Below are 24,118 nucleotides of genomic sequence, written 5' to 3' on the forward strand. Positions count from 1 at the left end.
CGCGATGCGCCACGGCCCGGCTCATACCGTTACCGTCGTCAGCCTCTCCATCCTGCTGGGCGGACAGAGCGCGCCCTTGCACGCCCAGGCGACCTTTAATATGGATCTGCTGGAAAAAAACGACCATTTGCCGGCGGTGGATCTGCAGCGCTTCAATCAGCAAACGAGCCAGCCGCCTGGCGACTATCCGGTCAGCTGGCAGGTCAACGGCGTCACCCTGGATGCCCGTAAGATCATCACGTTTCGCCAGAATGACCGCGGGCAGCTGACGCCCTGCCTTAAGCCGGAAGATCTGCTGCAGGCCGGTGTTAATCCGGCCGTGCTATCCCAGGCGTCCGGCGCAACCTCCCGCTCATGTCCCGAACTCGCCACGCTGCTGCCGGGCAGTACGGTCAATTTCGATTTTGCCCATCAGCGGCTGGCAATGACCCTTCCCCAGGCGCTGATGACGCGCCAGGCGAGGGATAATGTTCCTTCTGCGCTGTGGGATGAAGGTATCAGCGCCTTTCAGAGCAATTACCGCTATTCAGGCGCCAGCCAGCGAACCCGCGAGGGCAACACTGAGCGCGATAACTATTTGATGTTGAAAAGTGGCGTGAACGCCGGCGCCTGGCGCCTGCGCGCCAGCAACAGCCTGACCGCCAACAGCGACGATAAGCCCCACTGGACCACCAGCGGCGCCTGGCTTGAGCGCGATCTGACGCGCTGGCGGAGTGAACTGACGCTCGGGGATACCTTTACGTCGGGCGATGTGTTCGACGCGGTACAGTTTCAGGGAATTGCCCTCGCCTCCAGTGATGCGATGCTCCCGGACTCGCAGAAAGGTTTTGCCCCGACCATCCGTGGGATAGCCAGAACTAACGCCCAGGTCACGGTTCAGCAAAATGGCTACGTGCTGTATCAAACCTACGTCACCCCTGGCGCGTTCGTGATTGACGATCTTTATCCCACCGCCAGTAGCGGCAATCTTGAGGTTGCCGTCAAAGAGTCGGATGGCGAAATCCGCCGCTTCACCCAGCCGTATGCATCGGTCACCAGCATGCAACGCGAAGGCAGCCTGAAATACAACCTGGTCGCCGGGCGCTATCATAGCGACGATGCCAGCCAGCGGCCGTTGATGATGCAGTTGTCGCTGATGCGCGGGTTCGCCCACAACCTGACACTGTTTGGCGGACTGCAGAGCGCGGCGCAATACCACAACCTCTCGCTCGGCGTGGGACAGGGGCTGGGTGATGCCGGGGCGCTCTCGCTGCAGCTGTTAAACGCCCGCGACCGGCACCAGCAGGATCCGATCGATGGCCGGGCCTGGCAGCTCCAGTACAGCAAAGGTTTTGATCGTCTTGGCACGCAGTTCACCTTCACCGGCTGGCGTTATTCGCATCAGCGCTATGCCACGCTGAGCGAGGCGTATTCCAGCCCGGATCCCGACGCCGACTCGCGGGATAACGACAACAAAAAAACGACCCTGCAAATCACCGCCAGCCAGAGCCTGCCGTACGATATAACCCTCTATCTGAGTCTCGACCAGGACAGCTACTGGTCAGGGGGCGCCCCACAGCATACCGCCAATATGGGGATCAGCAGCCAGGTTCACGGTATCGCGTGGTCGCTCAGCTACAGCGATGCGCACAGTAGCGACGGAGAAGAGGAGAATGACGAGCCGCATTCCGATAAAGTGGTGACGTTGTCACTTTCAGTAGCACTGAGCCACCTGCTACCGGGGAGCTATGCCGGCTATACCCTGACCTCCTCCCGCCACAGCGCCGACAGTCAGATGGTCAGTCTCAATGGCACCATGCTGGATAATCACGCGCTCAGCTACGCCGTCAGCCAAACCCTCGATCAGCAAAACGGGCACAGCGGCAGCCTGACGGCCAGCTACAGCAGTGGAAGAGGCGATCTGAATATCGGCTACAGCCGTGACTCGCAGGCCACTCGCCTGAACTACGGCGCCAGCGGAGGTATCCTGATTCACCGCCACGGGGTGGTCTTTACGCCGGAAATGAATGGCGCTGTCGTTCTGATTGACGCCGGTGGCGCCGGCGGTGTGACCCTCGCCAACCAGAGAACCATCGCCACCAATCGCGATGGATATGCCGTGCTGCCCTTCGCTACCGCCTATCACCGCAACGACGTCGCCCTCGACAGCCACTCGCTGCCGGAGAATGTGGATCTGGCCAACAGCACCGTGACGCGGGTTCCCACTAAGGACGCGGTGGTGCTGGCGCGTTTTCACACCCACGTTGGTTATAAGGCGCTGTTTACGCTGCAGTCGCAGGGACAACCGCTGCCCTTTGGCAGCGAAGTGCACGCCAAAGACACCAGCAGCATCGTTGCCAGCGAGGGTCAGGTGTACCTCGCCGGCCTGGCGCCGAAAGGCACCCTGTATGCACAATGGGGGCCAGGCCCTCAGCAGCACTGTACTGCCCGCTACGATCTCACCCCGACGCTGGCGCAGACACCCCATCCCCTCATTTTACAGCAGACGTTAACATGTCCTTTTTAACTCTCCTGCGTCGGGCCGCCCTGACGCTGTTACTCGCCCTGTTACCCCCCGCCAGCGGATGGGCCTGTACGCCGGTGTTTGTCCGCGGCCAGGCCACCACCCTTCGGCTGAACGTAGGGCAACTCACCGTGCCGGCTGACGCCAGACCGGGCACCCCGCTGTATCACAAAAGTTTCGCCTGGAACCACCTTAGCGACGGCGGCGAACAGTGGATCCGCTGTGCGGACGACCCGCGTGGGCTGTCGCCGCTACAGCTGAACAGTTTGCTGTCCGGGGGAGCGACGCGACCGACGGTTTATCAAACCAATCTCGCCGGCATTGGCGTTCGCGTATCGCTGCGCGCTATCGGCGGCTATGGCGGTTTTCCTGACCGGCCGACGCCCTCGCCGTTTAGCCAACGGGTGAACAATCCGGCCATATTGCCTGATGCGGTGTGGAAACTGGGCTATTTCCGCCTGACGATTGAGCTTGTTAAAACCGGTCCCGCGGCGACACCGGGCGAGCTTGAGTATCACAGCGAGCACTTTTTAATGGCAGAGCATACCCCGCTGGCCGCGTTAGACTTAAGCGGCAGGGTCAACACCGCGGGATGTTCAGTGAATGACGCCACGCCAGCGCTGATTAAGCTGCCCGCCGCGATGCTTGACCACTTCGGCGGCGTCGGCAAAACCACCGGCGACACGCCTTTCGCGCTGCAACTGGATTGCAACAGCGCTGTGACTATTTCCCTGCGTGTTGACGGCGCGGAGCCCCTCACCGCCCGGGGGCATGGCGTTCTGCGCAATGACGCCACGGACGATCGGGCGCAGGGTATCGGCGTGCAACTGCTTTACCATCGCCTGCCGGTTTCCCTGAATCATGAGATGACGCTGGGCAGCGCGAGTGCGGGCCGGTTTATCCTGCCGCTCACTGCCCGCTACTACCAGACCCGTCCCCGGATCACCTCCGGTCAGGTGTCGGCCGTCGCGACCTATACCTTACATTATGACTAGGTGTGGCGAACCGACGGATGAAGGAATTGCTCTGACCCACGAATCGTAAGAGAATAGCCGCTACACGCGACGATCTGATTACACGGGAGTTCATCATCAGCCATTCTCGTCGATTCCCCTTAGCCAGCAAAGTGGCGCTGGCCGGTGCGGCCGTCATTGCCGTGGGCATGCTGTTCAGCTGCACCAGTAAGGCCCCTAAATCCCTTGTCACGGCACCGAACACTACCGCCGTCAAAGCCAGCCAGACGCACCGGGAGCCGGTACGCGGCGTGTGGCTCACCACCGTGTCGCGCCTTGACTGGCCGCCGGTCGGGTCGATTATCGCCAGCACGCCGGAAAGCCGCATCACGCAGCAGAAGCTGGCGCTGATCGCCAAACTCGATAACCTGCAGCGCCTGGGTATCAACACCGTCTTTTTCCAGGTGAAACCCGACGGCACGGCGCTCTGGCGGTCGGACATTCTGCCGTGGTCCGATATGCTGACCGGCAAAATCGGCGAATACCCCGGCTACGATCCACTGCAGTTTATGCTGGATGAAGCGCACAAGCGCGGTATGAAGGTTCACGCATGGTTTAACCCCTATCGTGTCTCGGTCAACACCAAACCGTCGACCGTTGCCGAGCTGAATAACACCCTCACGCAGGTGCCGGCCAGCGTGTTCGTCCTGCACCGTAACTGGATCCGCACCGCCAGCGATCGCTTTGTCCTCGATCCGGGCATTCCCGAAGCACGGGACTGGATCACCAGCATCGTCGCTGAAGTGGTGCAGAACTACCCGATTGACGGCGTGCAGTTCGACGACTATTTCTACACCGAAACCGCCTCTTCCCCGCTTAACGACAATGAAACCTTCCGCCGTTACGGACAGGGTTACGCCTCGAAGGGCGACTGGCGCCGGCATAACACCCAGCAGCTCATAGCCCAGGTTTCCACCACCATCAAAAAGCTCAATCCGAACGTCGAGTTTGGCGTGAGCCCGGCCGGGGTGTGGCGCAACCGCTCGCACGATCCGGCGGGGTCGGATACCCGTGGCGCGGCCGCCTATGATGAGTCCTATGCCGATACCCGCAGCTGGGTGCAGCAGGGACTGCTCGACTACATCGCTCCGCAGATCTACTGGCCGTTTGCCCGCGATGCCGCGCGCTATGATGTGCTGGCCAACTGGTGGGCCGAGGTGGTTAAGCCGACGCATACCCGGCTGTATATCGGCGTGGCGCTGTACAAAGTGGGTGAGCCGTCCAAAAATGAGCCTGACTGGACGGTGGATGGCGGCGTGCCGGAGCTGAAAAAGCAGCTCGACCTCAATGAAACTCTGCCGCAGATCCAGGGCACGATCCTGTTCCGCGAAAACAATCTCAATCAGCCGCAAACCCGGCAGGCGGTCAACTATCTGCGCAGCCGCTGGGGGCAACCGCAGAGCTAACCGCCAGCCGGCTTCGCTATAACGCCTGCAGCCCTTGCTGCAGGCGGGCGTGCAGCTTCAGCATATTTTCCGTAATGGCCCGCCAGACGTGGGTGGAAAAGTCCGCCGGCAGCGTCCGGCGAGCGCTTTCGATTGCCTGCGGCACATGCCCGGCAAACTCCTGGAGGATCGCCAGCATCTGCTCCCCAGGAAAGTTCACCGCTTTGGCGGTTGCCAGAAAATGACGCGGATAGATGGCGTTAATCTCTGTTTTCCGCCCTTTTGTGGCATTGAGCCCCATCGACAGCTTCAGGTCGCGCAGATGCAGTCCCGTACCTCCCAGCACCGGAAACGCCGAAATGATGTCGTAGAACGGCGTTAGACGGTAGCTGCCACCGGGCAGCAAAAAGAGCGAGAAGTTCTTCGCATGCCCGTCCGTTGCCCCAACCAGCCACTGAAAGACCATGAATTTCATAAAGTCTGCGCGATCTTTCAGGGCTTCACTGGAGCCCAGCAGAAAGGCCATGATTGCCGCAATACCCGGCCCGCCGTCAGATTCATATTTCATCGACGACGGGATGCCAAAGGCCTGACACAGATCCTCCTGCGGCAGACGCAGCAGCACCCGTCCCTCCTGCGCCCAGCGCCGGTCAAAGCGGGTCACCGCCAGCGCGCGGATCCGCGGCGTGGTGATAATCTCTGCCTCCGGCACCGCCAGGCCCAGTTCCCTGGCCAGCGCCAGGCACAGAAACTCGTTATCCACGCTTTCACGCAGATCCAGCGTCGCATTAGGCTGCTTTATCTCGCCGATGGGCAGTTTAATGATATGCGTGGTCGGCGTGGTGCCCTGCGGAATACACCAGTGCCCGCCCATCCGCAGCAGCGCCGTTTTCTCCTGGGCGCCGGCCACCGAGATACGGAAATCATCCTGGCCGGTAATCATCCCGAGAGGGATATCCGACTGGTAGGCGGTCAGCAAAGCGGTGAGCTGCGCCTCGTCCAGCGTCTGCCAGCGCAACCCCTCGAGGTGCGCCTCTTCCCCCGGCGGTAGCAGAGTCACCGCCCCTACGCTATCCCGTCCCACTTCGGCCAGCAGATCGAACGGCTGCTTCGAGCGCGCCTGATAGCGCCTGACGATCCGATCGCGGACCTGCGGGCTGTCGGGTAGCAGGTTATCAAAATAGTGATACACCGCGTCGGCGGTGATATTGCCATACTGCAGCGGCAGCGAGAGGGAGAGCGGTCTGGCGCGCGGGCTGCGCAGCCACTCTTCGTCATAGCGAAAACTGTGCGCCCCGTTAGCCTGGCGGGTTAAGGTGCCCACGCGCACATTGTTCATCCAGGTGGTAAGCGTCGCCATTACCAGTCAAGGTCCGTGTTGTTATCGGGAGCCGGCGCCGTCTCTGTGGCTTTGGCGTTCAGCGTCATCACCACCCCTAGCGACTGGAGGATCTTAAACAGCGTGGTTAAGGTGGTTTTGTCGGGGTGATTTTCAAAATTGGACAGTGTGGCCTGCTTAATGCCGATCCGCCTGGCCAGCGCATCCTGGGTCCAGTGGTTCTGCTGGCGCAGCAGCTTCAGATAATTGGCCAGCTGCACGGGACTGTATATCTGCGGGGAATTCATCGCCTTGTTCCTCACCATCATTTATCCCCCTATCGGGATAAATTTGGTTTTATACCCCGCAGGGGATAATGTCAAGATTATCCCCTGGTGGGGATAGGTGGGTGATTATCCTTGAGTGGGGATAAAACAGGAAGGATGGTGGCCGGAGACACCTTTACATGCCCGGTGGCGGCTGCGCCTTACCGGGCCTACGAGCTGTCTCTCCCTGCTCCGTTACGATCCAGGTCGGACAAGCGCAGCGCCGCCCGGCAACGGGCAACCGGATTTAGCTGCCGCGGTAGGTCGACCACCCGCCCGGGGCGATGAGAAATGGCAGATGGAAATGGTCATCTGCCGCCTCGCCGATAACAAAATCAATCTGCGCCCGGGTAAAGACGCTCTCCCGCCCGGCGCGGGCAAACCACGCCCCGGTTTCCGCCGTTAAGCAATAGCTCCCCGCCGGCAGCGGTGCGGCGCTAAAGGTGGCGATACGCCCCTGGGCGTTGGTCACCAGGGTCACCAGCGTCTCGCCCTCCCGACTCAGGCTGACCGTCACGCCTTCCGCCGGCCTGCCGGTGGAAATATCCAGAATATGGGTGCTCAGGGTACTCATTCGCCAATCACTCCTTCCAGTCTTAACATCGTAATCTCTCGCAGCTGGGCAAGCGCCTCGGCCACTTCTTCGTCGGCGGTATGCTGCAGTCGGCGCGTCAGCGCCTGTAAAATCGCTTCGCCGCTGCGCCCTTTGGCGCGGATTAAAAACACCCGGCCAAAACGGGCCTCGTAGCGGGCATTGCCCTCCTGCAGGGCCTGCGCGAGCCGCTCATTCTCGCTGTCCACCGCCGACTGCTCCTGGCGCGACAGCGCCGCGTGCGCCTGGCCGCCGGTCGGCTTTTCACCGATCCGCGGATGGGCGCTGAGCGCCGCGTTCAGCTCGTCCTCTCCCCAGTAATCCATCGCCTCACGGGCGGTCTGCAGTAGCGCATGACGGCTGGCAAAAGGTCGCAAGTTCACCAGCGTCTCGCCCCAGGCCGGGATCGCCACGCAGGGGGCCAGCAGCCCCACTGCCTCATCTTTACTCAGGCCGTTAAACTGACTCAGCGCGATCATCCTGACTCCTTATCGTTTTCGTCGCCGCCTGCTCCTGCGGCAGAATAAGGTTCAGCGCTATCGCTACCAGCCCACCGCTGGTGGCTGCCGAACCGAACAGATCGCCGACCATCGGCGGAAAATGGCTGAGAAACGCCGGCACTGACTCCACGCCAAGGCCAGCACCAAACGCCAGCCCCACAATCAGCACATCGCGACGGCTCAGCGGGGTCTGGGTAATAATCCGGATCCCGGCCGCCACTACACAGCCAAACATCACCATCGTGGCGCCCCCCAGCACCGGCGCCGGGATCTGCCGCAGCAGTTCGCCCACCGGGGGAAACAGTCCAAGCAGGATCAGAATCACGCCAATGTAGCGTCCGACATAGCGGCTGGCCACCCCGGTCATCTGGATCACGCCGTTGTTCTGCGCGAAGGTGGTGTTCGGAAAAGCACAGAGCATGGCGGCCACCATACAGCTGACGCCGTCCGCCAGGATACCGCCCTTCAGCCGGTTACGAAAAGCGTGATCATCAATAGACTGTTGCGAAATCAGCGAGTTGGCCGTCAGATCGCCCACCGCCTCCAGAATACAAACCAGCGACACCAGGGCGACCGGCAGAAATATCGCGCTGTTAAACTGAAAGCCGAACGGAAACAGCGTCGGCAGGCGAAACAGAGTGTCGCCCAGGCTGTGAAGATGGAACTGACCGCTCAGCCCTGCCGCGACGCAGCCCACGGCAATGCCCACCACCACCGAGGAGAGCCGCAGCCAGCGGTTTTTGGCGCAGCTCAGCAGGACGATAACCCCGAGGGTGCCCGCCCCGAGCGCGATATTGCTCATGCTGGCGAAATCCTCGGCCTTTTCCCCACCGCACCAGTTGATGACGCTGACTTTGATCAGACTGATGCCGATCAGCGCAATCACGCTGCCGGTAATAATGGGGGTAAAGATTTTCTTCAGCGGCTCAATAAAACGGCTGACAATCACCGGCACCAGAGCGGCGACAAAGTTAACACCAAACAGCATCGCCATCATATCCTGCGGCCCGCCACCCTGCGCTTTTACCCACATCCCTCCGGCCACCGTCACGCCGAGGAAGGCGAAGCTGGTGCCCTGCATGCAGATCATCCCGGCGCCAACGCCCCATACCCGATTGGACTGCAGAAAGGTGCCAATGCCCGAGGCCAGCAGCGACATACTGATGAGATACGGCAGCCAGTCGCCAAGCCCGAGGGTAGCGCCGATAATCAGCGGCGGCGTGATGATCCCCACCAGGCCCGCCAGCACATGCTGGAGAGCGCTGAAAAAGGCCGGAAGCGGTGGGATCCGCTGTTCAAGGCCGTAAAGCAAGCCACTGTGATGTTCGTCAGACATGGTGTAATCCCATAGCAAAGAGAAGTGCATGGGCTAGTGCACAAAGCAGGCCAGAGACGACAAAAGCGACCAGAAAATTTCATTAATGCTGCAAAATCATTAGCTTACATTACTCTGTTAACGTATACCCCCGCACCGCTGAAAATCAGCACGCTGAAACGATAGATTCCTGATGCAATATTAAGAAACTTTTGATTCATAAAAAGGCAACCAATACGTCACATTGCACCAATGCGGTGCGCCGTGAGCTATCGCTGTGCTTTGAGCAGGCGGTTTTCCTCCCTCCGGCGAACTGGTACGTAAATTGCTGGAGTCAGTCACGACATCTGGATAAGGAGAATAAAATGAAAGCAATCGTGATTGGCGCCGGCATCGGCGGCTTAAGTGCGGCAGTGGCGCTCAAACAGTCGGGGATCGACTGCGACGTCTATGAAGCGGTGAAAGAGATCAAACCGGTCGGCGCGGCGATTTCCGTGTGGCCCAACGGCGTGAAGTGCATGGCCCACCTCGGCATGGGTGACATCATGGAGACTTTCGGCGGGCCGCTGCGCCGGATGGCGTATCGTGATTTCCGCAGCGGCGAGAACATGACCCAGTTCAGTCTCGCCCCGCTGATCGAACGCACCGGCAGCCGCCCCTGCCCGGTCTCCCGGGCAGAGCTGCAGCGGGAAATGCTGGATTTCTGGGGACGGGAAAGCGTGCAGTTCGGCAAACGCGTCACCCGCTGTGAGGAAGATGCCGACGGCGTGACGGTGTGGTTTACCGATGGCAGCAGCGCCAGCGGCGATCTGCTGATTGCCGCCGACGGCAGCCATTCCGCACTGCGTCCGTGGGTGCTGGGCTTTACCCCGCAGCGCCGCTACGCCGGGTACGTCAACTGGAACGGTCTGGTGGAAATAGATGAAGCGCTGGCGCCCGGCGACCAGTGGACCACCTTTGTCGGCGAAGGCAAGCGCGTCTCGCTGATGCCGGTCTCCGCCGGCCGGTTCTATTTTTTCTTTGATGTGCCGCTGCCGGCGGGTCTGGCGGAGGATCGCGACACTCTGCGCGCCGACCTCAGCCGCTATTTTGCCGGCTGGGCGCCGCCGGTGCAGCAGCTTATCGCCACCCTCGACCCGCAGACCACCAACCGTATTGAAATCCATGATATCGAGCCGTTCAGCCGCCTGGTGCGCGGCCGCGTCGCGCTGCTCGGCGACGCCGGACACAGCACCACCCCGGATATTGGCCAGGGAGGCTGCGCGGCGATGGAAGATGCGGTGGTGCTGGGCGCCGTTTTCCGCCAGACCCACGATATTGCGGCCGCGCTGCGCGAGTACGAGGCCCAGCGCTGCGACCGGGTTCGTGACCTGGTGCTGAAGGCGCGCAAGCGCTGCGATATTACCCACGGGAAGGATATGCAGCTCACCGAAGCCTGGTACCAGGAGCTGCGCGAGGAGACCGGGGAGCGCATTATCAACGGCATGTGCGACACCATCCTCAGCGGGCCGCTGGGCTGACCGTCGCCATGGATTCAATCACCGCACTCAGCGTCTGAATGGCCATTTGCGCGGGCCGCGAAAGCTGACGCGAGGGCGCGGTACACAGCGCCAGGGTCAGCGGTCGCAGCAGCGTACTGCGCAGCGGGATAAAGGCCAGCTGTCCGCGCTGGACTTCGTCCAGCACGTCGAGCAGGCTGAGGAGCGTCACGCCGCTGCCGCGCAGCACCAGCGACTTGATGAGCCGGATATCATTGCAGCTGATGGTATTCTCCGGCGCAAAGTCATGGTGGCGATAGAGGAGCGCCACCCGCTCATGGACGATCAGCGGCGCGCCGGGCACGATATGCCGCTCCAGGCTGAGCTCACCCAATGACAGCGCTTTCGCCCCCGCCAGGGGGTGGTCCGGGCGCATCACAATCCCCACCTCCAGTTCGGCAAAGGCCAGCACGCTGAGTCCGGCCTGCCCCTGCGGATCAAGGATCAGGCCGACGTCCAGGTCCGCCTGACGCACTTTCTGGCTGACGGTGTGGCTGTCCGCCACCTGCAGATCCAGCTCCAGCCACGGCCAGCTGGCGATGATCTCCGCCAGCGCGGCGGCGAAGCCCCCTTCCGCCAGCGCCTGCACCATCCCAACGCTGACGCTCCCGCGCTTCATCCCCTGCAGCTCATCAAATTTCTGCCGGGTCTGGCGAAACTCCTTTTGCCAGCGCAGCAGATTGTCATACAGCAGTTCACCGGCGGTGGTCATCCGCAGTCCCTCCGGCAGGCGCTCGAACAGCGGGGTACCGAAGGCCTCCTCGGCCTGCAGGATCTGGCGGTTAATTGCCGAGGCGGAGATATGCAGCTGCTCGGCGGCCCGGCGCAAGCTGCCGCAGCGGGCCACGGCGATAAAATAGTGGGCGAAACGGGAAAAAGGACTCATGGCACCTCTGTACTCTTTTTTGCAACAGCAGAGTGAATTAATGGTGATGGATGTGAACACCCTAATATGACAACAATAATCTCACAACAATAAAACAATCACCGATGTGAGCAGGAAGAGAAATCATGAAGACAATCACCCCCACGCCCCCCGCCCATTGCACCTTTGATCCAGAGGACTGGCTGCGGCTGGCCCGCTGCTGGCACCCGGTGGCCCGCGCCTGCGATATTACCGGCGCCCCGGTGAAAGCCACCCTGCTGGACGAACAGCTGGTTATCTACCGTATTAAAGGCCAGGTGGTGGTCGCCCGCGACGTCTGCCCGCACCGCGGGGTGCCGCTGACCCTGGGGTTTCATGAAGAGGAAGGTATCGTCTGCCCCTATCATGGCCTGCGCTTTGGCGAGGATGGCCGCTGCAACCGTATCCCCTCCAGTCCGGGGCAACCCATTCCGGCCAAACTGCATCTCACCAGCTTCGCCGTGGAGGAGCGCTACGGGCTGATCTGGACCTGCCTGGCCTGCGATCCGGACAATCCGCCGCCGTTACCGACCATGCCGCACTGGGACGACGCGGGATTTCAGCAAATCAACTGCCCGGCCTTCGAGGTGAAGGGATTTGCCGGCCGCCAGGTCGAAGGCTTTCTCGATGTCGCCCACTTCGCGTGGATCCACACCGACACCTTCGCCGATCCGGACAACCAGCAGGTGCCGGACTACACCCCGCAGGAGACGCCGTTCGGCTTTGTTGCCGACTACTGGAGCTCGGTGGGCAATTACCCGGCCAGCTCCGATTTCCGCGCGCCGGAAGGATTCCAGTGGCTGCGTCACTTTGAAATGCATCTGCCGTTCACCGCTACGCTGACCATCCATTTTCCCGCCGACGCCAGGCTGGTGATCATGAACGCCGCCTCGCCGGTGTCGTCACGGGTGACGCGGATGTTTGCCCCTATTGCCCGCAATTTCGACCTGCACGTGCCGGTGGAAGACGTACATGCGTTCAACCTGCGAGTGTTCGAAGAGGACCGCCTGATGGTAGAAACCCAGCGTCCGGAGCGGCTGCCGCTGGATCTGACCCTTGAGGCGCATATTCCGGCAGACCGTAGCTCCATCGCCTACCGGCGCGGGCTGAAGAAGATGGGTTTTGGCGATTTCTTTCTGGTATGAGTGGAGGTCATATGCGCGACATATTCCCCGTGGTGGTCGATGGCCTGTGGCGTCAGGGCGCGAAAAATCTGGCCGTTCGTCTGGTGAGCGCCGAGGGGCAACCGCTGCCGGCGTGGACACCCGGCGCCCATATCGATCTCCATCTTCCCTGCGGGCTGATCCGCCAGTACTCCCTGACCGGCAGCCCGGCCGAACGGGATCACTATCTGCTCTGCATCGCCCGCGAGGCGCAGTCCCGCGGTGGCTCAGGCTATGTCCACGACACCCTGCGCCCGGGACAACCGCTGATGATCTCTGCCCCGCGCAACCACTTTCCGCTGCACGAGGGCGGCCATGTGGTGCTTCTCGCCGCCGGGATCGGCATTACGCCACTGCTGGCTATGGCCCACGCCCGGGCGGCGTCCGGCGCCAGCTTTACGCTGCACTATTACGTTAGCCGTGCGCAGGAGGCCGCCTTCGCCACCGAGATCGCCCGCCAGCTAACCGGTGGAATCTGCCAGATCCACTGCTCAGACGAGGGGCAGAGTCCGCGCCAGCGGCTGGCGCAGGATCTGGGGGCTCCGCACGCCGACACCCGGGTCTACTTCTGCGGTCCGCCCGGATTTATGGCCCGGGTTCGCGATACCGCGCGGGCGGCCGGATGGGAGGAGGCGCAATTGCACAGCGAAGCGTTCCAGCCGCCCGCCCCGACGGCAGCGTCGGCGGCGGACGGAACCTTCACCATCACCCTCGCCTCCACCGGGGAACGCTGGCCGGTCCCGGGGAACAAAACCATCGCCCAGGTGCTACAGGAGCATGGCGTCGCGGTGCCGCTCTCCTGCGAGATGGGGATCTGCGGCGCCTGCCTGACGCCGGTGCGGGAGGGAACCGTCGACCACCGGGATACCGTGCAGTCGGAGGCGGAAAAACAGGCCGCAGAGCAGCATATTGCGCTGTGCTGCTCCCGCAGCCTGTCGGCCAATTTAGTTATCGATCTCGCGGGATAAGCGGCCCGTCTCCGGCTGGTCAGCGCTGGCGACCGGTTTCACCCGCACGGCGGCGAAGACAATCACCATCGCACTCAACAGCAGCAGACCGCTGCCGGTGAAGACGCCGCTGGCGCCGTGCAAATCAAACACCGCCCCGCCGCCGGCGGCCCCGGCGCTGATGGCCAGCTGAATAGAGGCGACCAGCAGACCGCCCGCGCTTTCTGCTTCATCCGGCACGGTGGTGGCAAGCCAGGTGGACCAGGCCACCGGCACCAGACCGAAGGCAAATCCCCACAGGGCGACCAGCAGCCCGTCCAGCATGGTCAGATGGCCAAACGTCACCATCAGCAGCGCCAGAACGCTCATCATCAACGGCACCAGCGCCAGGGTCAGGCGCAGGCTACGGCTCAGCAGATAGCTCGCCACCGAGGTGCCGATAAAGTTAGCGATACCGAAGCCGAGCAATATCAGCGAGACCCCTTCGACACTGGCCTGCGCCACGGTCTCAAGGAACGGCCGCAGGTAGGTAAAGAAGGCGAAATGGCCGCTAAAAATCAGGATTGTCGCCAGCATGCCGCCCAGCATACCGGGACGGCGCAGCACCCTGAACAGCGTGGAGAAAGTCCCGACGCTCTCCGGACGCATGGAGGGCAGCACCCACAGTTGCCAGAGCAGCGCCAGCAGGCTGGGTATCGCACAGAGAATAAATACGTTGCGCCAGCCGATCAGCTCGCCAAGATAGCTGCCGAGCGGCGCGGCTACCACCGTAGCGACAGACACCGCGGAAAAGATGATCGCCAGCGCCTTCGGCACATGGGCCGCCGGCACCAGACGCATCGCCGTGGCAGTGGACATCGCCCAGAAGCCGCCGATGGCGACCCCCAGCAGCAGACGGCCCAGCAGGAGAAACGCCAGCGAATCGGCAAAAGCGACCATCAGGCTGGAGACTATCTGCAGCACGGAAAAGAACATCAGCACCCAGCGGCGATCAATATTGCGGGTGGCGGTGGCGATCAGCAGGCCGGTGACTAACGCCACCAGCGCCGTCGCGGTGACCGCCTGTCCGGCCATCCCTTCACTGACGCCGAGGCTGCTGGCCATCGGCGTTAACAGGCTGGCGGGCAGAAACTCGGCCACGATCAGGCCGAACACCCCGAGGGCCAGGGCATAGACGGCGCGCCAGGCAGGTTTGGCGGGTGACAGGCTCGCGTCAGCAGCTATGCAGGAACTCATATACAACTCTCCAGGTTTATTAACATCCTGGTCATCTTAGGGCCTTACTTTCGGACGATATATGATGCATACTCTTCAGTTATTGATTATTCGTCCGGAATTACCATGAGCCAGCCTGGCATCGACCTGACCAGCGAACTGTTGCGCGGGATGCGCCTCTCCGGCGTTAACTACCGGCGCATCGAAACCGCACGCCCGTTCGGCGTCGGCTTTAGCGCCGTGGCGGGTAAAGCCCAGTTCCATTTCATCAGCCGCGGGCCGGTGCTGCTGCGCATGGCCAGCGGAGAACAGTTCACCCTCGAGAGCGGCGATGCACTGTTTATTCCCAACGGCGACGGGCACGCCCTGCTTTCTGATCCGCAGGCCACGGTGGTCAATGTGGCCCAGCTGCCCAGCGAAACGGTGTGCAGCACGGTAAGCTGTATCAACGCCGGCGGCCGCCCGGACTGCCCGGAGCGCGCCGTCATTTTCAGCGGTTGTATGGATTTTGAGCTCGGCGGCATGCAGCCGCTGGTGAAGGCCATGCCCGAGGTGATGCGGGTCAGCAGCCTGCTAAACACCTGGCCGGAGATCCAGCCGCTGTTGGTAGCGATGGAGCGGGAATCCCTCACCCGCCAGGTAGGCTATGCCGGGATCCTCGCCCGGCTGGCGGACGTGGTGGCCGCGCTGATTGTCCGCGGCTGGGTAGAGTGCGGATGTGGCAACGCCACCGGTTGGGTACAGGTCCTGCGCGATCCCCGGCTGGCAAAAGCGATCTATGCCATGCATCAGCGCCCGGGGGTCAACTGGAAAGTGGAAGATCTGGCGCGGGAGGCGGGGCTTTCACGCTCGCTGTTCGCGGAACGTTTTCTCGCCGCGACAGACACCACCCCCGCCCGCTATCTGACCGAGCTGCGTATGCGGCTGGCGGTGCAGTACATCACCCACGAAGGCCAGGCGCTGGAAACGGTCGCCTTCAGCCTCGGGTATCAATCGCTGGCGGCCTTCAGCCGGGCCTTCAAACGCATCACCGGCCATCCGCCGGGGGCCCTGCGCGCCACAGCACGCTAGATTCAGCTTTTATGTAAAGCGATACACGCCGTTGCCGACGCGAAAGCGCTGCCCCTTAAGCGCCGGGTTGGCGACGCGAAACACCAGTTCGGTCAGCTGGTTAGCGGGTCCTTCGCGGAAAGTAAACCACTGGCCGCCCACGTCCAGTCCCTGCTCCCCCTGTGGCGGGAAGCCCAGCAGCGCCTGCCAGCGATCGCGTACCGCCTGCGGATTGACCACCTCGAACACCGCCTGCTCAAGCGCAATGTCGCCCAGCGGGTGCGGCACGTCCAGTTCCTGAGCGCGCAGCCGCGCCAGCCGGGTGGTATCGTCTTCTCCCCACTGCAGCACAAATGGATAGACCAGCCCGTCAGTGTCGCCATCGATGGTGAAGATCCGCCAGCGGATGATATTGCCCTGCGGATCGTTGCGCTGACCATCGACAATCGGTGATACCGCCAACCCCTTGCGACGCAACTGGTCATGAGTGGCCTCGATGTCGTCGCTGCGCAGCGCCACCCGAAACAGCGCTTCGTTCTCCGGCAGCAACCGCTCGGCATCCCGCGAAAGCAGGAACCTGTCCGTCGCGGCGCGCAGTTCGTCCGGGTCGGAAATGGCGAGGAATTCGATATAGGTCAGGCCAAAATAGCTCAGCGCATTGCGGGTTCCCCACCCCGGATGTCGCCCTCCGGCCACCGCCCGCAGCTGCTGGTCGGCAAAGGTCTGAATGGCCGCTTCCGGCTGATTCACAAACTGTACTGCGTGGTCCCACTGCAAGGTTGCCATGATCTCTCCCGCGATTGTGCCTGTTCAGGCGCCTGCGGCAAAAGATAGTGCTGGGGTGAAGGGAATGGCAAACAAGAATTAAATATATCGAAAGCTGGATAAGTGATTTATATCAACGCGGTATGTTGAGTCTAACCGGTGATGAAACGGCGGGCTAAGAACCGCCCGCCGGAGGGATCAGACCGACCCTTCTTTCTCGATCACCAGAATACGCGCCGCCCCCTGCGGATGGGCGACATGCTCGCATCCCACCCCGGCGTAGAAGATATCGCCGGCGTTCAGCATGATGACCTGTTCCTCGCCGTCGACTTTCACATGCATCGCCACCTGACCATCCATCACGGCAAACACCTCCTGACCATCGTTGATGTGCCAGATATAGGGTTGGTCGGTCCAGTGCAGACGCACGGTGGTCCCGGAAAAATTGGCGATATCCAGCGCGCCCCACGCGCGGTCGGCGGTGAAATCTTTACTGCTCCAGCTCTGCATGATGGTGTCCTGTGGTAAGGGTTATTTTTTCTGCCAGTTTGCCCAGGGATCCGCTTTCTCCACCGGCGCGTCATCATCAAGGGAGGCGAGATACATGGCCTCCACCTCTTTGCGCGCCCACGGCGTCCGGCGGAGAAATTTGAGGCTGGACTTAATGCTGGGATCGCTTTTAAAGCAGTTAATGTTGACCTGGCGGGCCATTTCCGCCCAGCCATAGCGCGCCACCAGGGCATTGAGCAGCGCTTCCAGCGTCACGCCGTGCAGGGGATCTTTCGAGCTGTGCATTACGATACGTCCGTTCCGCATTAAAAAAGTGCGCCTACCTTACTGGCTCTGACCGACGGGCGCAACCGGCTTCATTACGCGCTTTGCGCCTATATCTATTTAACGCAAAAGCACTGAACCCCGCGCGGTCATAAATTAGAAAATAACGTTATTGGTTGCTTATTTGGCCTTGAGGCAAGCTGTGTTCAGCCCCGGACAGAGGAAATCACCATGCGCTGCTGTTGTGCCCGAACCCTGAACCTGAATCAACCCATAACTTATTACCCCGTTTTCGGAGAACACAATGAACGCGACCACCCTGCCGATTCTCGACCTGGCCCGCTACGCGGACCCCGCGAATAAAGCGGCCTTCCTGGCCGACCTGCGTCACGCCGCCCGCGACATCGGCTTCTTCTATTTGATCAACCACGGTGTGGACGACGCGCTTCAGTATGAAGTTCAGCGCCAGTCTCAACGCTTTTTTGCTCTCGATGAGGCGCAGAAACAGCAGGTGGCAATGATCCACTCCCCCCATTTTCGCGGCTATAACCGCGCGGCCTCAGAGCTGACGCGCGGCCAGCCTGACTGGCGAGAGCAGTTTGATATCGGCGCCGAACGTCCGGCGCTGACCCTCAGCGACGACGCCCCGCGCTGGCAGCGCCTGCAGGGTCCGAATCTGTGGCCTGCCGCCCTGCCGTCGCTTAAACCGGTGTTACTTCACTGGCAACAGCAGATGACCCAGGTGGGCATCCGCCTGCTGCGCGCTTTTGCCGAAGCCCTGCAGCTCCCGGAGAATGCCTTTGACCGGCTCTACGGCGAGAAACCCAACGAGCATATCAAACTGATCCGCTATCCCGGCCAGCAGGAGACCCAAAGCAGCCAGGGCGTCGGCGCCCATAAAGATTCCGGTTTCCTCAGCTTCCTGCTGCAGGACGAACAGAAAGGACTGCAGGTAGAGGTCGCGCCTGGACAATGGATCGACGCCGTGCCGCTGGCCGGCAGCTTTGTGGTCAATATTGGCGAACTGCTGGAGCTGGCGACCAACGGGTATTTGCGCGCCACCGTCCATCGCGTGGTGTCGCCGCCGGCGCAGCAGCAGCGCCTCTCCATCGCTTTCTTCCTCGGCGCCCAGCTTGACGCGGTGGTGCCGGTTTACACCCTGCCGCCCGAACTGGCGCGTGAAGCGCGAGGTCCGGACAGCGACCCGCACAATCCGCTGCTACGCGATGTCGGCTGGAATTATCTCAAGGGCCGTCTGCGTTCCCATCCGGACGTGGCGGAACGCTACTATCAGGACGTGTTTCGCGAACGCGCCGAGCAATTGATCGTTTAACCATAACTAAAAAGGAACACACCATGAAATATGCCGCTTTTAAACTGGCAGGGGTCGCACTGTCTCTTTCTCTGGCATGGACGTCTGCCCAGGCTGCCGCGCTGCGCGTCGCCGCGGACCCGGTTCCCCACGCGGAGATCCTCAACTACATCAAAAAAATCGATCCCAGCCTCGATCTGAAGGTGGTGGAGCTGACCAGCGGGGTCAACGCCAATGAACTGCTGGCCAGTGGCGATGTGGATGCCAACTACTTCCAGCATGTTCCCTATCTGAAGGATCAGGAAAAAGCGCTGGGTAAAACCTTTGCCGTCGCGGCCACCGTGCATATTGAGCCGCTGGGAATTTACTCGCATAAGCATAAAGATTTCTCATCACTGCCGGAAAACGCCACCGTGGCGGTGCCGAATAACACCACCAACCTGAGCCGGGCGCTGTTCCTGCTGCAGGCGCAGAAGCTTATTAAGCTGGATCCCAAATTTACCGACCCGGCCACCACCCTGGCGACGCCGAAGGATATTGTCGAGAACCCGAAACACCTGAAGATTCTGGAGATTGAATCACCGCAGATCCCGCGTTCCCTCGACGATGTCGACCTGGCGGTGATTAACGGTAACTACGCGCTGGAAGCCGGCCTGGTGCCAGCGAAAGATGCCCTGGGGCTGGAAAGCGCCGAGCATAATCCGTACGCCAATATTCTGGTGACCACCCCAGCCCTGGCGAATGACCCGCGCATTAAGGCGCTGGCGAAAGATCTGACGTCACCGCAGGTGGCGGAGTTTATCCGTAAAACCTACAACGGCTCGGTGATCCCGGTGGCCCCTCAGTCATGATAACCATCGAAGGGCTGAGCAAAACCTACGCCGGAACCGGCCGACCGGCGCTGAACGATATCGCGTTGCAGATACCGAAAGGGGCAATATACGGCATTCTCGGGCGCAGTGGCGCCGGCAAAAGTACGCTCATCCGCTGTCTCAATTTACTGGAGCGGCCCACCTCGGGCCGCATTCTGGTGAACGGACAGGATATTACCCAGTTGAACAAGGCGGCGCTGCGGGATTATCGCCTGCGCACCGGGATGATTTTCCAGCACTTCAATCTGCTGCATGCCCGCACCGTCGCTGACAACATCGCGGTGCCGCTGGAGATTGCCGGAGTGCCGAGGGCCGCTCGCGAGGCCAGGGTGCGCGAACTGCTGGAGCTGGTGGATCTCAGCGAAAAGGCCGCCGCCTTCCCGTCGCAGCTTTCCGGTGGGCAAAAACAGCGCGTCGGCATCGCCCGGGCGCTGGCCGCCCGGCCGGAAGTGTTGCTGTGCGATGAGGCGACCAGTGCGCTGGATCCCGAGACCACCGCCTCGGTGCTGGCCCTGCTGGCGGATATTAACCAGCGCCTCAATCTGACCATCGTGTTGATTACGCACCAGCTGGAGGTGGTGAAAACCATTTGTGACCACGCGGCGCTGCTGGAACAGGGCGAGATTGTCGAGAGCGGTAAACTCGCCGACCTGCTGGTGACCCCATGGTCGCGGCTGCGCCAGTCGTTGCTGCACGACCCGCAGGCTGAACAAGATTTTCTTACCCGTCACGGCGTTCAGGGGAGGCCATTATGCGGAGTAGCATGAGCTGGGAAGATTTGTGGCCGTTATTACTCGACGGCACGCTGGATACGCTTTATATGGTGGGCCTGGCGGCCCTGTTTACCGTGCTGATCGGGCTGCCCACCGGCGTGCTGTTATTTATTTCCCGCGCCAACGGGCTGGCGCCGATGCCGAAACTGAACGCGCTGTTAGGCGCGGTGATCAACATCGGCAGGTCGCTGCCGTTTATCGTGCTGCTGATCGCCCTGATCCCCTTTACCCGCCTGATCGTCGGCACCACGCTGGGCAGCACCGCCGCCATCGTGCCGGTGACCATCGGCGCCTTTCCGTTCTTTGCCCGTCTGACGGAAAACGCGCTCGACGAGGTGGACTACGGGAGAATCGAAGCCATTCTGTCGATGGGCGGTAACGTCTGGCACGTGATTTTTAAATCCCTGCTGCCGGAAGCCCTGCCAACGCTGCTGGCCGGGATCACGCTGACCATCGTGATGCTGATTGGTTTCTCCTCCATGGCCGGTGTGATCGGCGGCGGTGGACTCGGCGACCTCGCCATCCGCTACGGCTATCAGCGGTTTAATAATGAAGTCATGTTTGGCACGGTGCTGATCCTGGTGGCGATGGTGCAGGGCGTGCAAATGGCCGGCGATCGGCTGGTGCGCAGCCTGGCCCACCGTCGCTAACCGTCAGACACTAGTTCCAGCCGCACTCTGCCGCCAGCTGACGAACCAGACTGGCGGCGTCACACTCGCGGATCAACCCCACACCCTGCCCGGCCCAGTGGGCGCCATACTCATGAACGCCCTGGGCTTTCGCGGCGGCGGCCAGCGCTTTGCCGATATCATACGCCAGCGGATAATCCGGCACGGCGCTCGCCGGACAGGCTTCCCCCAGCGCACAGAAGGCATTCGCCAGACAGCGTGCCGGACGCCCGGATATCGCGGAGGTCAGCACCGTACGTCCGTCAATGCTGTTGTTGATCGCCGCGCGATAACCGGCGTCGGCGGCCGATTCCGGACACAATAAAAACGCTGTACCGAGCTGAACGCCCTGCGCCCCCAACTGCATTACGCTGGTGATCCCCGCCCCGTCCATGATGCCCCCGGCGGCTACCACCGGAATGGTTAGCCGACGCCGCAGAAGTTGCACCAGGGTGAACGTGCTCAGCTGGGCATCAGGCTCCTGCGGAGCAAAGATCCCCCGGTGCCCGCCCGCCTCATAGCCCTGAGCGACCACTACGTCGATCCCCTGCTGTTCAATCAGCAGCGCCTCCTGGAGCGAGGTTGCCGTCGCCAGGGTGACAATCCCCTGCTGTCGCAGACGCTGGATCGTCTCACGTTCAGGAAGACCAAAATGAAAACTCACCACCGCTGGCGACAGGTCGAGAAGCAGCTCCAGCATCGGCGCATGACCGATAAATGTCTGGTAGATCTCGCTTAACGAATCCGGTGGCGTACTGCCATAGCGGGCAAAATGGGGTCGTAAAGTTGTTGCCCAGTCGGCTTCCCGCCGGGCGTCGCGCCGGGGGGGCGCATGGCAGAACAGATTGACATTGAACGGACGGTCCGTCAGCTGGCGGGTGGCGACTATCATCGCTTCCGCCTGGGTAACGGTTGAAGCACCCAGCCCCAGTGAGCCCAGCGCGCCGGCATGACTTACCGCGGCAGCCAGCGCGGGGGTGGAGACGCCCGCCATCGGGGCCTGAATCAGGGGATAATCAATATCAATAAGCGAAAGCAGCGGGTTGCTCATGGTTTCCTCATGCATTAGCGGTGTCGGAGGCTTACCATCTCCTTTAAAGATGGTAAGATCAACATCATTATCGTATTGAGAAGAAAAATATGAACCACAGCACACTAGAGATCTTCATTCAGGTGGCAGAAACGCAGAGCGTCACCCAGGCAGCAAAACGGCTGGGCCGCGCACAGTCCAATATCACGACCCGCATTCAGCAGCTGGAAGAGGAACTTGCCGTTGAGCTCTTCGTTCGCGGCAACAAAAAAATGGTGTTGTCCCCGGCAGGCGTGCAGTTTCTCAGCTATGCCCGGCGGATCCTGAGCCTGGCGGAAGAGGCAAAGCAGGCTCTGCATCCGACAACCCCAGGCGGCAGTCTGCGTCTGGGCGCGATGGAGGCGACCGCCGCCAGCCGGCTGCCGCCGCTGCTTACCCGCTTTCAACAACGGTGCCCGCAGGTGGATATCACCCTTATCACCCAACCGACCCGCCAGTTAACCGAGGGAGTGTTAACCGCCGCCCTCGATGCCGCGCTGGTCTGCCTGCCGCCTGGGGCCGATGGTCAACCGGCCTGTCCCGCCGAGCTGGCATGCACCCCGGTGTTTTATGAAACGCTGATGCTGGTCCGTCCGCAGACCCCGGGCCCGCTGCGGTTCGCGGCATTCGCCAGCGGCTGCAGCTACCGCGCGCTGGGCGAACGCTGGCTGGCGGAGCAGCAGGCGGCCGTCGAGGTGCATGAGGTCAACTCCTATCACAGCATGCTCGCCTGCGTGGCTTCCGGACGCTACGCCTGCCTGCTGCCGCAGAGCGTGCTGTCGCAGATGACGCTTCCCGAAAACTGCCTTAGCGAACCGCTGTGCGAGGCGACCACCCAGCTTATCTGGCGCAGCGGCTTGAACGCCCCCGCGCTTAACGAGTGGCGCAAGCTGCTGCAAAGCGTGGCGATTGGCTAAGCCCGGCGTTCGGTAAAGACCAGCCCTGCGGCAATCAGCAGCGCCAGCGCCGCGGCATAGAGCGCCGGGTTAAATGAAGCCGCGATCTGATACAGCGCGCCGGCGATAAGCGGCCCGGCAATCTGTCCCACGCCGTACAGTGCAGTCATCGCGGCAATCATATTGAAGCTCACCTGATGGCTGAGACTTTTTGCCTTCGGCAGCGCAATGGTGACGGTGCCCATAAAGGTAAAGCCCACCAATAGCGCGCTTAGCACGCAAAACAGCAGTGAAGCGCTGCAGGCTGGAAGGATCACGCCAAGCGCCTGGACGATCAGGTTGCGGGTCAGCGCCTGCCGGTACCCCCACTTTAGCACCAGCTTATGCCAGATAAGGCAGGACGGCGCGGCCGCCAGACCAAACAGCGCCCACAGATGGACCGGGTCAACGCTCTGCAGCGAACCGGACAGAAACAACGGCAGATAAGTGGCGGTGATGATATAGCCGAAACCCGCCAGGCCGTAAACCATCAATAGTCGCCACGCCGCGCGACGCGTATCGCTCCCGGCCTCAGGCAAGGAGGTCTCAACATGGGAAACCCTCACCAGTGCAGCCGGCGGAGTCAGCAGCCAACGGATCGCCAGCGCCAGCAGCAGACCGGCGCATAATGCGCAGAGCAGCCAGATCTGCTGGCTGGTGAGGCTCAGGGCATGTCCAAGGGCGATCCCCTCCGCAGAGAAAAATATCCCCAGCCCCACCCCGGCATACAGCAACGGCGCCCCGTGATGATGGCCCATATGTTCCAGCAGCCACAGCGAACCGGCAATCAGCGTTATCGCGCTCAGCGCGCCGGCGACGGCGCGCAGCGCAATAATGGTCCACGGCGAGCTCACCCAGGCCAGCAGCGCCAGGCTGGCGATGGTCAACCCGGCGGAGATAATGCTCAGTCGGCTGGCGGCCCCAGGCTGCACCCGCGCCAGCAGCAACGCGCCGACCAGATAACCAGCGTAATTGGCCGACGCGGCGAGATTGCCCTGGTGCAGGGTCAACAGACCTTCATTAAGCATCAGCGGCAGCACGCCGGTGAAGGCAAAGCGCCCGTAGCCCATGCCGATCATCAGTACTATCGACCCAGCCAGTGCCAGCCATATGGCCTGGCGCGATCTGTTATTCATCCACCACCTCACAATGATTCTCATATTAAGAACAATAGTATTTTA

Annotated in this window: 24 protein-coding genes; 12 read left to right on the forward strand and 12 right to left on the reverse strand. The window is 61.7% G+C overall.

Features of this window, described 5'->3' with window-relative positions; all coding sequences use genetic code 11:
* Positions 1 to 4: 4 nt before the first annotated feature.
* The 3 genes from HMPREF3142_RS03930 to HMPREF3142_RS03940 all read left to right on the forward strand — a co-directional run bounded on the left by HMPREF3142_RS03930 (position 5) and on the right by HMPREF3142_RS03940 (position 4,922).
* Complete coding sequence (locus tag HMPREF3142_RS03930; RefSeq protein WP_070611643.1) at positions 5 to 2,506, forward strand: fimbria/pilus outer membrane usher protein; 2,502 nt, start codon at positions 5 to 7, stop codon at positions 2,504 to 2,506.
* Complete coding sequence (locus HMPREF3142_RS03935) at positions 2,494 to 3,498, forward strand: fimbrial protein (RefSeq protein WP_070611646.1); 1,005 nt, start codon at positions 2,494 to 2,496, stop codon at positions 3,496 to 3,498. Before HMPREF3142_RS03930 ends, HMPREF3142_RS03935 begins: the two co-directional genes overlap by 13 nt.
* A 131-nt stretch (positions 3,499 to 3,629) precedes the next feature.
* Positions 3,630 to 4,922, forward strand: a complete 1,293-nt coding sequence (locus HMPREF3142_RS03940) for a glycoside hydrolase family 10-like protein (protein ID WP_016161010.1) — start codon at positions 3,630 to 3,632, stop codon at positions 4,920 to 4,922.
* A gap of 16 nt (positions 4,923 to 4,938) precedes the next feature.
* On the opposite strand, the gene HMPREF3142_RS03945 is transcribed toward HMPREF3142_RS03940, so the two are convergent.
* From HMPREF3142_RS03945 to HMPREF3142_RS03965, 5 genes are all read right to left on the reverse strand, one after another.
* Positions 4,939 to 6,261 carry a type II toxin-antitoxin system HipA family toxin gene (locus tag HMPREF3142_RS03945; protein WP_008804919.1) on the reverse strand — a complete coding sequence of 441 codons (1,323 nt, stop codon included), beginning with the start codon at positions 6,259 to 6,261 and terminating at the stop codon, positions 4,939 to 4,941.
* Entirely contained in the window at positions 6,261 to 6,527 is a 267-nt protein-coding gene (gene hipB, locus HMPREF3142_RS03950; protein ID WP_008804920.1) for a type II toxin-antitoxin system antitoxin HipB, read from the reverse strand. The genes HMPREF3142_RS03945 and hipB overlap by 1 nt, the downstream gene beginning before the upstream one ends.
* Before the next feature lie 265 nt (positions 6,528 to 6,792).
* Positions 6,793 to 7,119 (reverse strand): hydroxyisourate hydrolase, encoded by a 327-nt coding sequence (gene uraH / locus HMPREF3142_RS03955; protein WP_008804921.1) that lies wholly within the window; start codon positions 7,117 to 7,119, stop codon positions 6,793 to 6,795.
* Positions 7,116 to 7,616, reverse strand: coding sequence for a 2-oxo-4-hydroxy-4-carboxy-5-ureidoimidazoline decarboxylase (uraD, locus tag HMPREF3142_RS03960; RefSeq protein WP_064170224.1), 501 nt, complete (start codon positions 7,614 to 7,616; stop codon positions 7,116 to 7,118). The genes uraH and uraD overlap by 4 nt, the downstream gene beginning before the upstream one ends.
* Positions 7,594 to 8,973 (reverse strand): nucleobase:cation symporter-2 family protein, encoded by a 1,380-nt coding sequence (locus HMPREF3142_RS03965; protein ID WP_012968246.1) that lies wholly within the window; start codon positions 8,971 to 8,973, stop codon positions 7,594 to 7,596. The genes uraD and HMPREF3142_RS03965 overlap by 23 nt, the downstream gene beginning before the upstream one ends.
* Before the next feature lie 344 nt (positions 8,974 to 9,317).
* Here HMPREF3142_RS03965 and hpxO point away from each other — a divergent pair, with 344 nt between their 5' ends.
* The gene (hpxO, locus tag HMPREF3142_RS03970; RefSeq protein WP_008804924.1) at positions 9,318 to 10,472 is read left to right on the forward strand and encodes an FAD-dependent urate hydroxylase HpxO; all 1,155 of its coding nucleotides are present in this window, start codon (positions 9,318 to 9,320) and stop codon (positions 10,470 to 10,472) included.
* Here hpxO and hpxR read toward each other — a convergent pair.
* Positions 10,453 to 11,376: a LysR family hpxDE operon transcriptional regulator HpxR gene (hpxR, locus tag HMPREF3142_RS03975; RefSeq protein WP_008804925.1), complete on the reverse strand. Its 924-nt coding sequence runs from the start codon at positions 11,374 to 11,376 to the stop codon at positions 10,453 to 10,455. The genes hpxO and hpxR overlap by 20 nt on opposite strands.
* 125 nt (positions 11,377 to 11,501) lie before the next feature.
* Between hpxR and hpxD the strand changes: the two genes are divergently transcribed.
* Positions 11,502 to 12,539, forward strand: coding sequence for a molybdenum cofactor-independent xanthine hydroxylase subunit HpxD (gene hpxD / locus HMPREF3142_RS03980; RefSeq protein ID WP_004148366.1), 1,038 nt, complete (start codon positions 11,502 to 11,504; stop codon positions 12,537 to 12,539).
* Positions 12,540 to 12,550: 11 nt separating this feature from the next.
* Positions 12,551 to 13,525: a molybdenum cofactor-independent xanthine hydroxylase subunit HpxE gene (gene hpxE / locus HMPREF3142_RS03985; RefSeq protein ID WP_032700970.1), complete on the forward strand. Its 975-nt coding sequence runs from the start codon at positions 12,551 to 12,553 to the stop codon at positions 13,523 to 13,525.
* Here the strand turns inward: hpxE and HMPREF3142_RS03990 are convergent.
* The gene (locus HMPREF3142_RS03990) at positions 13,502 to 14,740 is read right to left on the reverse strand and encodes an MFS transporter (RefSeq protein WP_022066161.1); all 1,239 of its coding nucleotides are present in this window, start codon (positions 14,738 to 14,740) and stop codon (positions 13,502 to 13,504) included. The two genes, hpxE and HMPREF3142_RS03990, sit on opposite strands and share 24 nt — an antisense overlap.
* A 105-nt stretch (positions 14,741 to 14,845) precedes the next feature.
* Between HMPREF3142_RS03990 and HMPREF3142_RS03995 the strand changes: the two genes are divergently transcribed.
* Positions 14,846 to 15,790, forward strand: a complete 945-nt coding sequence (locus HMPREF3142_RS03995; RefSeq protein WP_012968250.1) for an AraC family transcriptional regulator — start codon at positions 14,846 to 14,848, stop codon at positions 15,788 to 15,790.
* 9 nt (positions 15,791 to 15,799) lie between these two features.
* Here the strand turns inward: HMPREF3142_RS03995 and HMPREF3142_RS04000 are convergent, their stop codons facing one another.
* The 3 genes from HMPREF3142_RS04000 to HMPREF3142_RS04010 form a co-directional block, all read right to left on the reverse strand.
* A complete protein-coding gene (locus HMPREF3142_RS04000) occupies positions 15,800 to 16,555 on the reverse strand; it encodes a VOC family protein (RefSeq protein WP_023297599.1) in 756 nt (251 codons plus the stop codon).
* Between the two features lie 177 nt (positions 16,556 to 16,732).
* Entirely contained in the window at positions 16,733 to 17,044 is a 312-nt protein-coding gene (locus tag HMPREF3142_RS04005) for a cupin domain-containing protein (protein WP_004143501.1), read from the reverse strand.
* A gap of 21 nt (positions 17,045 to 17,065) precedes the next feature.
* A complete protein-coding gene (locus tag HMPREF3142_RS04010) occupies positions 17,066 to 17,329 on the reverse strand; it encodes a VF530 family protein (protein WP_002904643.1) in 264 nt (87 codons plus the stop codon).
* Between the two features lie 283 nt (positions 17,330 to 17,612).
* Between HMPREF3142_RS04010 and HMPREF3142_RS04015 the strand changes: the two genes are divergently transcribed.
* The 4 genes from HMPREF3142_RS04015 to HMPREF3142_RS04030 are packed head-to-tail and all read left to right on the forward strand — an operon-like array spanning position 17,613 to position 20,915.
* Positions 17,613 to 18,641, forward strand: coding sequence for an isopenicillin N synthase family dioxygenase (locus tag HMPREF3142_RS04015; RefSeq protein ID WP_016161003.1), 1,029 nt, complete (start codon positions 17,613 to 17,615; stop codon positions 18,639 to 18,641).
* Positions 18,642 to 18,664: 23 nt separating this feature from the next.
* The gene (locus HMPREF3142_RS04020) at positions 18,665 to 19,471 is read left to right on the forward strand and encodes a MetQ/NlpA family ABC transporter substrate-binding protein (RefSeq protein WP_002904638.1); all 807 of its coding nucleotides are present in this window, start codon (positions 18,665 to 18,667) and stop codon (positions 19,469 to 19,471) included.
* On the forward strand, positions 19,468 to 20,259 hold the full coding sequence (locus tag HMPREF3142_RS04025; RefSeq protein ID WP_008804932.1) for a methionine ABC transporter ATP-binding protein: 792 nt from the start codon (positions 19,468 to 19,470) through the stop codon (positions 20,257 to 20,259). Before HMPREF3142_RS04020 ends, HMPREF3142_RS04025 begins: the two co-directional genes overlap by 4 nt.
* A complete protein-coding gene (locus tag HMPREF3142_RS04030) occupies positions 20,256 to 20,915 on the forward strand; it encodes a methionine ABC transporter permease (protein ID WP_004217626.1) in 660 nt (219 codons plus the stop codon). Before HMPREF3142_RS04025 ends, HMPREF3142_RS04030 begins: the two co-directional genes overlap by 4 nt.
* Before the next feature lie 10 nt (positions 20,916 to 20,925).
* Here the strand turns inward: HMPREF3142_RS04030 and HMPREF3142_RS04035 are convergent, their stop codons facing one another.
* The gene (locus HMPREF3142_RS04035; RefSeq protein ID WP_022066158.1) at positions 20,926 to 21,984 is read right to left on the reverse strand and encodes an NAD(P)H-dependent flavin oxidoreductase; all 1,059 of its coding nucleotides are present in this window, start codon (positions 21,982 to 21,984) and stop codon (positions 20,926 to 20,928) included.
* A gap of 89 nt (positions 21,985 to 22,073) precedes the next feature.
* Here HMPREF3142_RS04035 and HMPREF3142_RS04040 point away from each other — a divergent pair, with 89 nt between their 5' ends.
* Positions 22,074 to 22,919 carry a LysR substrate-binding domain-containing protein gene (locus HMPREF3142_RS04040; RefSeq protein ID WP_012968254.1) on the forward strand — a complete coding sequence of 282 codons (846 nt, stop codon included), beginning with the start codon at positions 22,074 to 22,076 and terminating at the stop codon, positions 22,917 to 22,919.
* Here HMPREF3142_RS04040 and HMPREF3142_RS04045 read toward each other — a convergent pair.
* Entirely contained in the window at positions 22,916 to 24,073 is a 1,158-nt protein-coding gene (locus HMPREF3142_RS04045; protein WP_042947419.1) for a YbfB/YjiJ family MFS transporter, read from the reverse strand. The genes HMPREF3142_RS04040 and HMPREF3142_RS04045 overlap by 4 nt on opposite strands.
* Positions 24,074 to 24,118: the final 45 nt, after the last annotated feature.

Origin of the sequence: Klebsiella sp. HMSC16C06, from assembly GCF_001808325.1 — a bacterium.
GTDB lineage: Bacteria > Pseudomonadota > Gammaproteobacteria > Enterobacterales > Enterobacteriaceae > Klebsiella > Klebsiella variicola.

Bases quoted from the DNA above. Each gene is read 5' to 3' on its own strand.
- hpxD (WP_004148366.1), top strand. From the start codon at position 11,502: ATGAAGACAATCACCCCCACGCCCCCCGCCCATTGCACCTTTGATCCA.
- HMPREF3142_RS04015 (WP_016161003.1), top strand. From the start codon at position 17,613: ATGAACGCGACCACCCTGCCGATTCTCGACCTGGCCCGCTACGCGGAC.
- HMPREF3142_RS04000 (WP_023297599.1), bottom strand. From the start codon at position 16,555: ATGGCAACCTTGCAGTGGGACCACGCAGTACAGTTTGTGAATCAGCCG.
- HMPREF3142_RS03930 (WP_070611643.1), top strand. From the start codon at position 5: ATGCGCCACGGCCCGGCTCATACCGTTACCGTCGTCAGCCTCTCCATC.
- HMPREF3142_RS03965 (WP_012968246.1), bottom strand. From the start codon at position 8,973: ATGTCTGACGAACATCACAGTGGCTTGCTTTACGGCCTTGAACAGCGG.
- HMPREF3142_RS03935 (WP_070611646.1), top strand. From the start codon at position 2,494: ATGTCCTTTTTAACTCTCCTGCGTCGGGCCGCCCTGACGCTGTTACTC.
- HMPREF3142_RS03945 (WP_008804919.1), bottom strand. From the start codon at position 6,261: ATGGCGACGCTTACCACCTGGATGAACAATGTGCGCGTGGGCACCTTA.
- hpxE (WP_032700970.1), top strand. From the start codon at position 12,551: ATGCGCGACATATTCCCCGTGGTGGTCGATGGCCTGTGGCGTCAGGGC.
- HMPREF3142_RS04025 (WP_008804932.1), top strand. From the start codon at position 19,468: ATGATAACCATCGAAGGGCTGAGCAAAACCTACGCCGGAACCGGCCGA.
- HMPREF3142_RS04010 (WP_002904643.1), bottom strand. From the start codon at position 17,329: ATGCACAGCTCGAAAGATCCCCTGCACGGCGTGACGCTGGAAGCGCTG.
- HMPREF3142_RS04020 (WP_002904638.1), top strand. From the start codon at position 18,665: ATGAAATATGCCGCTTTTAAACTGGCAGGGGTCGCACTGTCTCTTTCT.
- HMPREF3142_RS04030 (WP_004217626.1), top strand. From the start codon at position 20,256: ATGAGCTGGGAAGATTTGTGGCCGTTATTACTCGACGGCACGCTGGAT.
- HMPREF3142_RS04045 (WP_042947419.1), bottom strand. From the start codon at position 24,073: ATGAATAACAGATCGCGCCAGGCCATATGGCTGGCACTGGCTGGGTCG.
- HMPREF3142_RS04005 (WP_004143501.1), bottom strand. From the start codon at position 17,044: ATGCAGAGCTGGAGCAGTAAAGATTTCACCGCCGACCGCGCGTGGGGC.
- HMPREF3142_RS03995 (WP_012968250.1), top strand. From the start codon at position 14,846: ATGAGCCAGCCTGGCATCGACCTGACCAGCGAACTGTTGCGCGGGATG.
- uraH (WP_008804921.1), bottom strand. From the start codon at position 7,119: ATGAGTACCCTGAGCACCCATATTCTGGATATTTCCACCGGCAGGCCG.
- HMPREF3142_RS04035 (WP_022066158.1), bottom strand. From the start codon at position 21,984: ATGAGCAACCCGCTGCTTTCGCTTATTGATATTGATTATCCCCTGATT.
- hpxR (WP_008804925.1), bottom strand. From the start codon at position 11,376: ATGAGTCCTTTTTCCCGTTTCGCCCACTATTTTATCGCCGTGGCCCGC.
- hpxO (WP_008804924.1), top strand. From the start codon at position 9,318: ATGAAAGCAATCGTGATTGGCGCCGGCATCGGCGGCTTAAGTGCGGCA.
- uraD (WP_064170224.1), bottom strand. From the start codon at position 7,616: ATGATCGCGCTGAGTCAGTTTAACGGCCTGAGTAAAGATGAGGCAGTG.
- hipB (WP_008804920.1), bottom strand. From the start codon at position 6,527: ATGAATTCCCCGCAGATATACAGTCCCGTGCAGCTGGCCAATTATCTG.
- HMPREF3142_RS03990 (WP_022066161.1), bottom strand. From the start codon at position 14,740: ATGAGTTCCTGCATAGCTGCTGACGCGAGCCTGTCACCCGCCAAACCT.
- HMPREF3142_RS04040 (WP_012968254.1), top strand. From the start codon at position 22,074: ATGAACCACAGCACACTAGAGATCTTCATTCAGGTGGCAGAAACGCAG.